This window comes from Streptococcus sp. 9903, assembly GCF_013276625.1.
In the GTDB taxonomy this organism is placed as follows: domain Bacteria; phylum Bacillota; class Bacilli; order Lactobacillales; family Streptococcaceae; genus Streptococcus.
In genome coordinates this window covers 1-13,012 of sequence record NZ_VMLI01000032.1, presented here as the reverse complement: position 1 = coordinate 13,012, position 13,012 = coordinate 1, and the positions used below count along the sequence as shown (strand labels likewise).

11 protein-coding genes and 2 pseudogenes are annotated in these 13,012 nt (G+C 38.6%); 1 reads left to right on the top strand and 12 read right to left on the bottom strand.

Annotated features, from left to right (window positions below; all coding sequences use genetic code 11):
* Positions 1–3: 3 nt before the first annotated feature.
* The 9 genes from HT696_RS09755 to HT696_RS09715 all read right to left on the bottom strand — a co-directional run bounded on the left by HT696_RS09755 (position 4) and on the right by HT696_RS09715 (position 8,712).
* Positions 4–702, bottom strand: a complete 699-nt coding sequence (locus HT696_RS09755) for a 3-oxoacyl-ACP reductase (protein WP_112443501.1) — start codon at positions 700–702, stop codon at positions 4–6.
* The gene (locus HT696_RS09750; RefSeq protein ID WP_000141912.1) at positions 695–931 is read right to left on the bottom strand and encodes a DUF2829 domain-containing protein; all 237 of its coding nucleotides are present in this window, start codon (positions 929–931) and stop codon (positions 695–697) included. Before HT696_RS09750 ends, HT696_RS09755 begins: the two co-directional genes overlap by 8 nt.
* Before the next feature lie 99 nt (positions 932–1,030).
* Complete coding sequence (locus HT696_RS09745; protein WP_112443500.1) at positions 1,031–1,957, bottom strand: aldo/keto reductase family oxidoreductase; 927 nt, start codon at positions 1,955–1,957, stop codon at positions 1,031–1,033.
* A gap of 74 nt (positions 1,958–2,031) precedes the next feature.
* Positions 2,032–2,847 carry a hypothetical protein gene (locus tag HT696_RS09740; protein ID WP_112443499.1) on the bottom strand — a complete coding sequence of 272 codons (816 nt, stop codon included), beginning with the start codon at positions 2,845–2,847 and terminating at the stop codon, positions 2,032–2,034.
* A 3-nt stretch (positions 2,848–2,850) separates the two neighbouring features.
* A complete protein-coding gene (locus HT696_RS09735) occupies positions 2,851–3,171 on the bottom strand; it encodes a PadR family transcriptional regulator (RefSeq protein WP_112443498.1) in 321 nt (106 codons plus the stop codon).
* A 268-nt stretch (positions 3,172–3,439) separates the two neighbouring features.
* On the bottom strand, positions 3,440–5,437 hold the full coding sequence (gene metG, locus HT696_RS09730) for a methionine--tRNA ligase (protein WP_173217616.1): 1,998 nt from the start codon (positions 5,435–5,437) through the stop codon (positions 3,440–3,442).
* A 123-nt stretch (positions 5,438–5,560) separates the two neighbouring features.
* On the bottom strand, positions 5,561–6,820 hold the full coding sequence (locus HT696_RS09725; RefSeq protein ID WP_173217618.1) for an ABC transporter permease: 1,260 nt from the start codon (positions 6,818–6,820) through the stop codon (positions 5,561–5,563).
* Between the two features lies 1 nt (position 6,821).
* Positions 6,822–7,523, bottom strand: a complete 702-nt coding sequence (locus HT696_RS09720) for an ABC transporter ATP-binding protein (RefSeq protein ID WP_000811469.1) — start codon at positions 7,521–7,523, stop codon at positions 6,822–6,824.
* Positions 7,507–8,712, bottom strand: a complete 1,206-nt coding sequence (locus HT696_RS09715) for an efflux RND transporter periplasmic adaptor subunit (protein ID WP_173283002.1) — start codon at positions 8,710–8,712, stop codon at positions 7,507–7,509. Before HT696_RS09715 ends, HT696_RS09720 begins: the two co-directional genes overlap by 17 nt.
* A 288-nt stretch (positions 8,713–9,000) precedes the next feature.
* On the opposite strand from HT696_RS09715, the gene gor reads away from it, so the two are divergent.
* Positions 9,001–10,347 (top strand): glutathione-disulfide reductase, encoded by a 1,347-nt coding sequence (gene gor / locus HT696_RS09710; RefSeq protein WP_136937285.1) that lies wholly within the window; start codon positions 9,001–9,003, stop codon positions 10,345–10,347.
* A 165-nt stretch (positions 10,348–10,512) separates the two neighbouring features.
* On the opposite strand, the pseudogene HT696_RS09705 reads toward gor, so the two are convergent.
* From HT696_RS09705 to HT696_RS09695, 3 genes and pseudogenes are all read right to left on the bottom strand, one after another.
* A pseudogene (locus HT696_RS09705) lies at positions 10,513–11,014 on the bottom strand (hypothetical protein).
* On the bottom strand, positions 11,011–11,634 hold the full coding sequence (locus HT696_RS09700; RefSeq protein WP_000151028.1) for an ATP-binding cassette domain-containing protein: 624 nt from the start codon (positions 11,632–11,634) through the stop codon (positions 11,011–11,013). The pseudogene HT696_RS09705 and the gene HT696_RS09700 overlap by 4 nt, the downstream one beginning before the upstream one ends.
* A pseudogene (locus HT696_RS09695) lies at positions 11,631–12,908 on the bottom strand (ABC transporter permease); the annotation flags it as partial. The gene HT696_RS09700 and the pseudogene HT696_RS09695, both read right to left, overlap by 4 nt.
* Between the last annotated feature and the right edge of the window lie 104 nt (positions 12,909–13,012).

Here is a 13,012-nt window from a genome sequence, read left to right as displayed (position 1 = left end):
CTCCTACTTCAAAGACCAGCCACCATCTATTGTCAAAATTTGTCCTTGCATGGCGCTCGCTTTTCCACTTGCTAAGAAAAGACTAAGCTCTGCTACTTCCTCTGGTTCAATCCAGCGTTTGATTGGTGTTTCACTAGCAACCCAGGTAGCCAATCCACCTGGCTCAAAGTCCGCAGCAGTCATAGCTGTCTTGACTGCTCCTGGAGCGATACCAAATACCTGAATCCCGGTTTCAGCATAGTCTAGAGCCAACTGCTTGGTAAAGCCTGCCAAGGCGTGCTTCGAAGAAGTATAGGCGTGTCCACCGCCACCTGCTAGGCTCGAAGCAATGGAGCACATATTGATAATGGTACCTTTTTTATTCTCCAGCATTTGTGTCAAGTAATAGCGAGTCAACTCAACAGGAGTCATATAGTTGATTTCAAAAATCTCTTGAATTTCCTGCGCTGATTGTTCCAATAGGGGTTTATAAGCATCCAACACTCCAGCAGTATTGCACAAAATATCTACCTGAGGGCACCAGTCAAAAATAGGCTCCAAGTCCAAGGTCAAATCTCTCTGTAAAAAGTGAAAATCACCCTCTAAGAGTGGATTTTCACCTTGGTCAACTCCATAAACTTGATAGCCCTTCTCTAACAAGAGTCGAGCTTGAGCCAGACCAATCCCTGAACTCACTCCTGTAATGAGTACACGTTTAGTCATGCGCTTCTACCCAATCCGTCGCCAAAACATCACAAGGTGTCGGACTCCACATGGAAAAACCTTCTCCCTCCCCAGAAACGTTGATTAGGAAATAAGGTGTCACTTCAAGTGCAACCCCATTTTGCTCGATAGTGTCAAAAAGTTGGACATAGTTTTCAGCACCTCCCCAACCAGTTCGTACATATTTTTTCTTAGCCTTTAACCCAGGTAGAATTTCTTCAAATGTCATGTTTTTCTCCTTTAAAATCAATAATTCTTCCCTTCATTATAACAAAAAAACCGCTTTGCAACGGCTTTTTGACTGTGATTTATTTACATCTGCTTCTACTTACGGCAAATTATTCCCTGCTGCAAGATAAATTTCATACCATTCTTTTCTTGTTAAGCTAAAGTTTGCCGCTTGGCTAACTTCTCTCAAGTGATTAGGATTTGCGGTACCTACGACTGCCTGCATTTTTGCTGGATAACGCAATATCCAAGAAATGGCAATAGTTGAAGAGGTTACTCCATATTTAATAGCTAAACGATCAAGTACTTGATTTAAAGCTTGAAATTTCTCATTTCCAACAAAATTCCCTTTAAAATACCCAAATTGTAAGACAGACCATGCTTGAATGACCACATCGTGTAATTGGCAATATTCAAAAATGCTGCCATCTCGCATAGCTGCTTGACTATCTTCCATATTAACATGAAAACCTGATTCAAATCCTGGAGTAAAAGCCGCACTCAATTGTAGCTGATTAACAGCTAACGGCTGCTTGACATCTTTTTTAAGCAACTCCATCATCATAGGATTTTGATTAGAAACTCCAAAATCTCGAACCTTACCTTGTTTATAAAGAAGATCAAAGGCTTCTGCTACTTGGTCAGATTCCATCAAAGCATCTGGTCGATGAAGAAGCAAGCTGTCCAGATGATCAATCTTCAATCTTTGCAAAATACCGTCTACTGATTTTATAATATAGTCCTTAGAAAAATCAAAATAGGTAAATTCTTCTATGCGAATGCCACATTTGGACTGAATCCACATCTTTTCTCTTAAATCTGGACGATTTTTTAGGACAAGACCTAACAGTTCTTCACAACGACCACGACCATATATATCAGCCAAGTCGAAAGCATTGATTCCAACAGAAAGTGCTGTTTCTACAAGCTCTTCAACTTCTTTTACAGACTTATCTTTTATTCTCATCATTCCGAGAACAATTTCTGATAATTCTTTGTCATCTTGACCAAGAGTTATGTATCTCATCAAATTTTTCTCCTTTAATTTCTAACATTCTTCCCTTCATTATAACAAAAAACCGCTTTGCAACGGCTTTTTGACTATATTTCACTCCATTTTATCTTCTTAAACCCACGGAACAAGAGAAAAATGCCAATAAAAAGAACAGCTAAAGGAATGAATTTTGTAAGGAAAACATTTGAAATGCCCATCCACGCATAATAACGGAGCAGAGAGCCTACAATAAGATGGGCAACAATCATACTGACAAAGGGACGAAAGACCGCTTCTTTCCAATTCCAAATACTGATGACTAGAGAAAGCGTAAAGACAAGGAAACTATCCCAGGGAGCAGGAAGATAAAATGCTCCTTCTTGTATGAAACTTCCTATTCCTACATATCCCAGAACAACTAGAAGGACAAGAATCCCAACGACAATATAAGTGCCAATTTTCATTTTAGAAGAATCTTGGACTAAACTCCATCGTAAGATTGTGGCTACAAGCCAAAATCCAATCAAAAAAAGAAGAAGTTGCCCTAAAAATGTGAGCAAATTGACTGTTAAGAGAGGACCTTTAGAAAAATCACTTAGTAGTTGATAATAACGTAATATCGCTAGGACAAAAATTGGTGTTAAAAGGGACTCCTTGATAGAACTGCGTGGTGCTTCCTTGAGAATCTCTTTCATTATTTTTTTAGGATTCTTACCTAAATAATCCTCTGCACTCATGCCATCTCGTTCTGCTTCTGAGAAATCTAACATCATCAAATAAACCTGCTCTCTGAGATAGTCTTCATCATAGAGAAATCCAGCAAGATTAAAACTATCCCACAGTTCCTCAAAATACTGCTGATTGTCCTCAGAAAATTCATGTAGCAAAGCGCTTGTTTCTTCGTAATACTTCATTTTCTTCATGATTTAATCCCCATTCTTAATTCCTTCTACTTTTTGACTCAAATCATCCCATTGTTGCCAAAAGACTGAGACACGCTCTTCTCCTTCTTTCGTTAATGAAAAATACTTCCGATCTGGACCATCTGGCGACGGGCGCATGTCGCCTCTTATCCATTGATTTTTTTCTAACTTTTGCAACAAAGGATAAATAGTTCCTGGAACGATAGTATCAAATCCAGCCTCTCGCAAAGTCTGAACCAACTCATAACCATATCGCTCTTTTTGACCTATCATATCCAAGACACAACCTTCAAGAACACCTTTTAATAGTTGAGTTTCTTTCATCCCTTCCCCCTTCTATCTATTTTGTAATACTTACTAGTAGCTTCATCTATAATATACCACTTCACACTAGTTTGTAAAGCATAATAGTTGATACTCTTAGAAAATCTCTTCAAACCACGTCAGCGTCGTCTTACCGTAGATATGGTTACTGACNNCAACCTCAAAGCAGTGCTTTGAGAAACCTGCGGCTAGCTTCCTAGTTTGCTCTTTGATTTTCATTGAGTGTACATAAAAAAACAGAACTAGCATGAACTAGTCCTGTCTACTTTTACCCAATCACACTTCCGTTTGGTACAGCTGGATCAACTGTGAGAAGGGTTAATTTTCCATCATATTCAGCTGAGAGGATCATCCCTTGACTGACATATTTCTTCATCATTTTACGAGGTTTGAGGTTAGCAACGATTTGAACTTTCTTACCAACCAATTCTTGTTCATTTGGATAGTATTTTGCAATTCCTGAGAGGATTTGACGATCTTCTCCATCACCAGCATCCAAGCGGAATTGAAGCAACTTATCTGAACCTTCTACTTTAGACACTTCTTTGACTTCTGCGACACGGATTTCAACCTTGTCAAAGTCTTCAAAATTGATTTCTTCCTTGTTTAGTTTGAGTTCAACTTCGTCTGGATTCCATTCTTTCTCGACTGCTGGTTTGTTACCTTCCATTTGTTCCTTGATATAGGCGATTTCTTCTTCCATATCCAGACGTGGGAAGATTGGTGTTCCCTTAGCAACTACAGTCACACCCGCAGGGAAGTCAGCCAAGCTCAAGTTCTCAAGGCTCGCTACTTCATCCAAACCAAGTTGAGTCAAGACTGCACGACTGGCTTCCATCATAAATGGCTCAATCAAGTGAGCAACGACACGAAGGCTGGCTGCCAAGTGACTCATGACACTTGCCAATTGATCGCGGAGTGCTTCATCCTTTGCCAGTACCCATGGAGCTGTCTCGTCGATGTATTTGTTAGTACGAGAGATCAGGGTCCAGACTGCTTCAAGTGCACGTGGGTAGTCAACTGCTTCCATGTGTGTATGGTAGTCAGCAATTGATTGTTCTGCAACCTCAGCAAGAGCATTATCAAACTCTGTTACACCCTCTACATAGGCAGGAATTTGTCCATCAAAGTACTTGTTAATCATAGAAACCGTACGATTGAGGAGGTTGCCAAGGTCATTGGCCAATTCGTAGTTGATACGGCCTACATAGTCTTCCGGAGTGAAGGTTCCGTCTGAACCAACTGGAAGACTGCGCATGAGGTAGTAACGAAGTGGATCTAGTCCATAACGCTCTACCAACATTTCAGGGTAAACGACATTCCCTTTAGATTTAGACATTTTACCATCTTTCATGACAAACCAACCATGGGCAATCAAACGATCAGGTAATTTAACATCCAACATCATAAGAAGGATTGGCCAGTAGATGGAGTGGAAACGAAGGATGTCTTTTCCTACCATGTGGAAGACTGTTCCATTCCAGAACTTGTCAAAGTTACTATGTTCGTCTTGACCGTAGCCAAGAGCTGTCGCATAGTTAAGAAGGGCATCAATCCAAACATAGACAACGTGCTTAGGATTTGATGGGACTGGCACACCCCATGTAAAGGTTGTACGAGAAACTGCCAAATCCTCTAAACCTGGCTCGATGAAGTTGCGAAGCATTTCATTCAGACGACCATCTGGAGTGATAAATTCAGGATGGGACTTGAAAAATTCGACCAAACGATCTTGGTATTTGCTGAGGCGAAGGAAGTATGATTCTTCAGATACCCATTCAACCTCGTGACCTGATGGAGCAATACCACCAGTTACATTTCCAGCTTCATCACGGAATACTTCCGCAAGCTGGCTTTCTGTAAAGAATTCTTCATCTGATACTGAATACCAGCCAGAGTATTCACCCAAATAGATGTCATCTTGAGCAAGCAAGCGCTCAAAGACCTGTGCGACAACTTTTTCATGGTAGTCATCCGTTGTACGGATAAATTTATCGTATGAGATATCTAGTAATTGCCAGAGTTCTTTAACTCCAACTGCCATTCCATCAACATAGGCTTGTGGTGTAATGCCAGCTTCTTCTGCTTTTTGTTGAATCTTTTGACCATGTTCATCAAGACCTGTCAAATAAAAGACATCGTAGCCCATCAGGCGTTTATAACGTGCTAGGACATCACAAGCAATGGTTGTGTAGGCAGAACCGATATGAAGCTTACCAGATGGATAGTAAATCGGCGTTGTAATATAAAAATTCTTTTCAGACATAATTTTTCCTTTCCAGGCAAATGAAACCTGTTTTTCTAACACTTCATTATATCACATTTTTAAGGATTTTCGATAGGGAAATCTATACAAAAACAAGATAGACGAGTGTCCATCTTGTTTATTTTATTCATAACGAAGGGCTTCGATTGGGTCAAGTTTCGATGCCTTGTTGGCTGGCAAGACCCCAAAAACTATACCCACGCTAGCCGAAACTGCAAGACTAAATAGGGCAACTGGGATCGATACTCCCACTTCTATACCCGCAATCAAACCTTGCAGTAACAAACCTGCTAAGGCAGTTAAACCACTTGCAATTGTCAAGCCAATTAATCCACCTAACAAGGTCAAAATCATGGATTCAATCAAAAACTGGATTAAAATATTAGCACGAGTTGCACCCAAAGCCTTACGGAGACCAATTTCACGGGTACGCTCTGTCACCGAAACCAGCATGATATTCATAACACCAGTTCCTCCAACAAAGAGAGAAATACCTGCAATGGCACTAATAATCGTCGTCATAAAACTAAACGTTTGTTGAACTTCTGCAAATGCAGCTGACTCATCTGATACTTGATATTCTCCCTGTTGCAAGCCAGCAAGCTCTGTCATTTTTCGTGCCAGTTCTGGACCCAGAGTTTGAGTCAAGCTTGTGTCATTCACTCGAAAGACAATATTAGCTATTTCATCTACATTAAAATTCGCAGCAAGGGAGATATTTGTGGTAATAGGTAAGCCACCAAAACCATATATTTTTGAATTTTTAGATTCTGGGCTAGTATAAACACCAATGACTCGATAACTAAAATCATTAACTTCTACAACCTTGTTAATAGCCTCTTGAGGAGATCCAAATAGACTAATGGATAATTCTTCATCAAGCAAAATGACACTTGCAAATTCTTTGAAATCTTGTTCTCTCAAACTACGTCCTGCAATAATTTCATTCTTAACAGCCTCCATATAAGTTCTGTTTCCACCTGTCAAATTGGCATTTTCAACCTTTTTATCTTTATAAGTCAAAATGGCGTTCGTTGAGTTGGTTACATAGTAATTATCCACTCCCTTCAGTTTGGCTGCCTCCTTGACCCAAGATTCTTGCGGTTTTGGTGGTTCAACATGAACTTCCTCTTCTTTTCCAGAAACCGTAAAAGCTGATTGTTTCTGAGTAAAAGACCCATCTTTACTTTTTTTAGAAGAGAAAAAGACACTAATATTCTTCTGAGATTTGGTCATATCTTTGTTGAGTTGACGAGATAGGGAGTCACCTAGAGCCATAATCACAACAACTGATGAAACACCGATAATAATCCCAATCATGGTAAGCAAAGAACGCATCTTGTGAGCCATAATAGATGAAAAGGCAAATTTCAGATTCTGCATCTTAGTTTTCCTCCTTTTCTAACTGAGCACTATCAGACGAAATGACTCCATCTCGAATGACAATCTGGCGTTTAGCATAAGCAGCTATTTCAGGTTCATGCGTTACCATGATAATGGTTTTTCCTTCTTTGTTCAAGTCAACCAATAGTTGCATAATTTGATTCCCTGTTTTAGTATCCAAGGCTCCTGTCGGTTCATCCGCTAGGATGATAGAAGGATTGTTTACCAAGGCACGCGCGATAGCCACACGTTGCTTTTGACCACCAGATAATTCAGAGGGCAAATGGTGACTACGTTCTGTCAATTCAACCTTATCTAGATATTCCTCAGCTAACTTGCGCCGTTTTGAAGCCGAAACTCCCGCGTAAATCAAGGGTAATTCTACATTTTGCAGAGCATTGAGTTTAGACAGAAGAAAGAACTGCTGAAAGACAAAACCGATTTGTTGGTTGCGAACCTTAGCTAGTTGTTTTTCACCCAATCCAGCCACTTCTTGACCTTCAAGATAATACTCTCCACTACTTGGTGTATCCAACATGCCAATCGTATTCATGAGAGTAGACTTACCAGAACCAGATGGTCCCATAATGGCAACAAACTCACCCTCATTCACTTCTAGGTTGATATTTTTGAGAACCTGCAGTTCTTGGTCACCGTTACGGTAGCTTCTGCAGATATTTTTTAGACTAATTAGTTGCTTCATCAGCCTTCACCTCTTTTCCTTCCTCTAGAGAAGACGTTGGGTTACTGATGACCTTGACTCCATTTGTCAGACCTGAAGTGATTTCTTGGTTGTCTGCATCAGCATTGCCCAAACCAACTTCCACTTTCTTGGCCTTTTTCTGCTCGTCAAGCACCCAGACATAGTTCTTATCATTTTCAGTCACAACACTTGTTAGAGGAACCAGAATAGCTTTACTCTTATTCTTGACCTCAACACTTACTGAGAATCCTTGTTTCAAATCACCGATTTCACTTGTAACATCGATGGTATATGGATATTTAGAGCCAGAATTACCGCCTGCTGCTACAGCTGTACTTGCTGCTTCGCCATTGTTTTTAGGGTAATCAGAGATATAGCTAATCTTACCAGTCCAGCTCTTATCTTGGTAAACTTTAGAAGTAAAGGTTACTTCTTGACCTACAGATAGGTTGGCGAGGTTATATTCAGACAGTTCTCCCTTAACTTGCAAGTTTTCATTACTTACGACATGAACGACTACTTGGCTAGCTCCTGTTGGAGATTTAGAAACATTGTGGTTGACTTCGACCACAGTTCCCTCTAGGGTACTGAGAACCGTCATTGCATCTAACTGACTTTGAGCCTTACTTAATTGTGCTGCTGCATCTGCACGAGCATCACGGGCATCACCCAACTGAGCGTCAATAGAAGCAAGAGAATTTCCAGCCACTGGAGTTGGGCTTTGCACCGTTGCATCTTCTCCTCCTGCTGGCGCAGAGGTTTGAGGAGCCGGAGCTGAAGCGGCTTCATTTCGTGCTTGATTGAGTTCATTGATATGACGATCTGCCTTCGCAACTGCTCGACTCGCTGAATCATAGGCCGCCTGGGCTTCTGAACTACTGTACTTAACTAAAGCCTGCCCTTCACTGACCTTATCACCCACAGAAACAAGGATTTCATCTAAATCTCCCTTACTAGCATCAAAATAAACATATTGTTCATTTTTTGCTGTTACTGTCCCTGACAATAAAACCGACGAAGCAACAGTTCCCTCTTTTGCCACTACTAGATGTGGTATTTCATCCTTAACATCGGTTTGCGAGGGTTGTCTAAAGAGTAAAATCCCCCCGGCACCCAATACAACTACACTGGCAGCACCGATTGCTGCATACAATTGCCACTTTTTAGCTTTACCATTCTTTTTCATAATGAAACTCCTTTTTGATTTAAAGTTCTTAACAATATTATACAAAAATTATCAATTTGAAACAATAACATTTTAGAACGAAATAATGACATTTCAGGATTTAATTATTGTTCGGAATTTTTGTTTAGTTATTGTACTAGATATATAATGCACTTTATTTTTCCTTTTTGCAAGCCTTTTCTTTAAATTTTTTGAACGTAGCAGATTTTTGCAATCAAATTAAAAAAAAGATAGAATATGACTATCAAAAAATGACACTCTACTATTTAAAAGAGTACAAAGGAGTTTTCAATGAGAGAATACGATATCATTGCTATCGGTGGAGGTAGCGGAGGGATTGCTACCATGAACCGTGCTGGTGAACACGGAGCCAAAGCGGCCGTTATTGAGGAAAAGAAACTAGGTGGAACCTGTGTCAATGTCGGCTGTGTTCCTAAAAAAATCATGTGGTACGGGGCGCAAATCGCTGAGACTTTCCATCAATTTGGAGAAGACTACGGCTTTAAGACTACTGATCTTAACTTTGACTTTGCAACCCTACGTCGCAATCGTGAAGCCTACATTGATCGCGCTCGTTCTTCTTATGATGGCAGTTTTAAACGCAACGGCGTGGACTTGATTGAAGGTCATGCTGAATTTGTAGATTCTCATACTGTTAGCGTAAATGGTGAACTGATTCGTGCTAAACATATTGTGATTGCTACTGGTGCCCATCCAAGTATTCCAAACATTCCTGGTGCTGAACTAGGTGGCTCTTCTGATGATGTATTTGCCTGGGAAGAATTGCCAGAATCAGTTGCCATTCTAGGCGCTGGTTATATTGCCGTTGAATTGGCTGGCGTACTCCACACTTTTGGTGTCAAGACAGATCTCTTTGTTCGCCGCGATCGTCCTTTACGTGGTTTTGATTCTTACATCGTTGAAGGTTTGGTCAAGGAAATGGAAAGAACAAACTTACCACTTCACACTCACAAAGTCCCTGTTAAGTTAGAAAAAACTGCTGAAGGCATTACCATTCATTTCGAAGATGGTACTAGTCACACAGCTAGCCAAGTTATCTGGGCTACAGGCCGCCGTCCAAACGTTAAGGGCTTGCAACTTGAAAAAGCTGGAGTAACTTTGAACGAACGTGGCTTTATACAAGTGGATGAATACCAAAATACTGTTGTTGAGGGAATCTACGCTCTAGGTGATGTAACAGGTGAAAAGGAACTGACTCCAGTAGCTATCAAGGCTGGGCGTACCCTATCTGAACGTCTCTTTAACGGAAAAACAACTGCAAAAATGGACTACTCAACTATTCCAACTGTTGTCTTTTCACACCCTGCTATCGGAACGGTTGGTTTGACAGAAGAACAAGCTATTAAAGAATACGGTCAAGACCAAATCAAGGTTTACAAATCAAGCTTTACTTCTATGTACTCTGCTTGCACTTGCAACCGTCAAGAAACTCGTTTCAAATTGATCACAGCTGGTTCAGAAGAAAAAGTTGTCGGACTTCATGGAATTGGCTACGGCGTTGATGAAATGATTCAAGGATTTGCTGTTGCTATCAAAATGGGAGCAACCAAGGCAGACTTTGATGCAACCGTAGCGATTCACCCAACTGCATCTGAAGAATTTGTAACCATGCGTTAATCGGAATAAAAGAAGCAGAGCAAAAAACACTTCTAAATACCAAAAAGCGAGTATTTCCGTAGTTGGAGATACTCGTTTTCTTATGTCTTATTTTATAGTATGTTGAAATAAGATATGCAAAAATCAATTAACAAACCATAGCAAAATACAAGGATTATAATACAATCATTTATTCTTTTCTTTAAAAGATTCATATATTTTTTTATATAACTCTTTTATATCTTTTTTCTGAGAATTCAACTCTTCTTTACCGTAGTCAAAGTTTGCTACTACAAATCCCCTCGTCAGCATCAGAAAAAGTAAAAAATTCTATTTCAATTAGTTTATTATGCTTAGAGTCCTCTATAGTGTCTCCTAAATCATTATTGAATTTCTTCACTTCTTCTTCACGAACTCCGAACCCCGTAGCAGCTCCATTTGCAATGATGTTTGAAAATACTTCTTCAGAAGACTCTGCTTCTTTCACAATTATGAAGTATATAGCCTCTTCCGTTTCTACTTGTCTCACTTTATTCCATTTTTCTGTATCACTAGAAGAAAGCGTATAGACTGTTAACTCTACCGTTGGCTTATTGATATTTTCTTTTGTAATCATTTGTTTTCCAAAAAAGAAGAAGGCAAGTAACCCAGCTACAAAGATCAAAGCAATATAAATTATCTTTTTCATACATTATACCCTATATCTTTCATGTCAATTATCACATCAACTTCGTTATAGACAGCTGGATCATGCGTCGCTATTATAACATATTTGTCTTCATCTTTTTCATTTAATAACAAACGAATGATTTCTTTTCCAATCTCACCATCTAAAGCTCCTGTGGGCTCATCTGCTAAAATAATTTTACGTGGTTTCATTAACATTCTGGCAATAGCTACACGTTGAGCCTGCCCACCAGACAATTCGTATATTTTTTGATGTAAATAGTCACTTGACAGTCCTACTTTTTCAAGTACGTCAGTTATTGTTTTTTTGTCTTTAGTGATAAGGCTCAGATTATCATATACTGTTTTGTTATCTATTAAAGAATAATTCTGAAATACATATCCAACAGTATTTTTAAAAAAAGTTCTTTCTTTTATCTTCCAAATATCTTGTTTATCAACTAAAACATTCCCACTGTCAATTTTTTCTAATCTTCCTATAATATTAAGAAGGGTACTTTTACCGGAGCCAGAACCTCCAATCAATGCATAGCTTTTTCCAGATTCAAATATTAAATTTAAGTCTGTAAAGATCTTCTTTGAGCCGAAACTCTTTGAAACGTTCAAAAGGTCAATTGTCATGATTCATCTCCTTTTAAAATTTTAGTGTAGCTTTCAGATAATTTCCTAAAACTCATTATGATTGACAACATCAAAACTAGCAGAGAAGCCGCTCCAATATATAACAACTCTATTTGCCCTGTCATAAGAAATGTAAATAGAATAACCATTGTAATAGTCATCATAAAATATTTGAGACTTGAAATTGCTATATATGTTTTTGACAGACCCAAAATGATTTTTTTCACATATTCATTCTGTTTTAGAGTAATAAAAAGTTGGACATATTGATAAATGAGTATAAAGACAATACTGTAAATTATCTTCTGCAAGATTTGTGATAGTAGAATTTGGTGCTCTAAGGATTGGATCTTTAATTTCACAATTTGGTAAACATCTACTGGATTCATTGAGAAATTCAACGGGACAGTCATCTCATTTATTTTTTTTACCGCTTCAGGACTAAAAAGAGATTTATATAGTATGTTACTAGCCAAAGAAAACTTATTATTTTCCATCATTTTGTCTGTATCTAACACAACAACAATGTTATCTTTGCTATCTGCTACACTTGCCATTGGTAAAATATCTTTATTTTTATGATCGATATCAGCATCCTCATTGAAATAAAAAATTTTATTACCATCAGGAATTATTTGTACTGCAAGCTCTTCTTTTGTATAGTTTGTTCCAATAAATTGTTCTGCTACAACTGTATTCTCAATAGATTTCTGATTTTCTTTCCATTTTTCAGGAATATAGATGGTTGCTATCTTATTATCTAAAAGATGATAGTTTGTTCCATTCACTTTATTTTGTAAGTTAGCACCTGTTTGATTGATATAAATCAACTCTTTATTTATTTCTGGATTCGTTATCCCGTCATTTTCTAATTGTTTAGAAAAATTTTCTATAACATGTGAAGTTTTCATGAAATCTGGAACATATGCCGAAGATCGTTCTATATATAAAAAATCTAAGTTTTTTAAGGCAGCAACTATCTGTATATACTTACCATCTGAATCACTAAGTTCTCCATTTTTAGCAGAGTTACTTTCAATTCCAAGGAATTCAATCCTTCTCCAGTCTTTTACTGTGTCCCATGGTACTAAATTCTGTATCTGTATGTTAATACTAGATTGACTACTCTTTGTTTCTTGTAAAAAAATTCCTGAGACAAGGATGATAAGCGAAATAATAGCAAGCCATACGACAAAAATAAGCTTGTTTTTTGCCTTGTTTTTAATAATTTCAATGGGTTTTTCAACCTGAATCGTCAACCAAAATCATAACCACCCGTCAAACGGGTGGTTTGTCTCAGGGCTATAAGCCCAAATTACCAGCCAGCGCCTAAAGACGCTGGCTTTCACTTTGTTCAAGCCTCATTGCTCTTGACTCG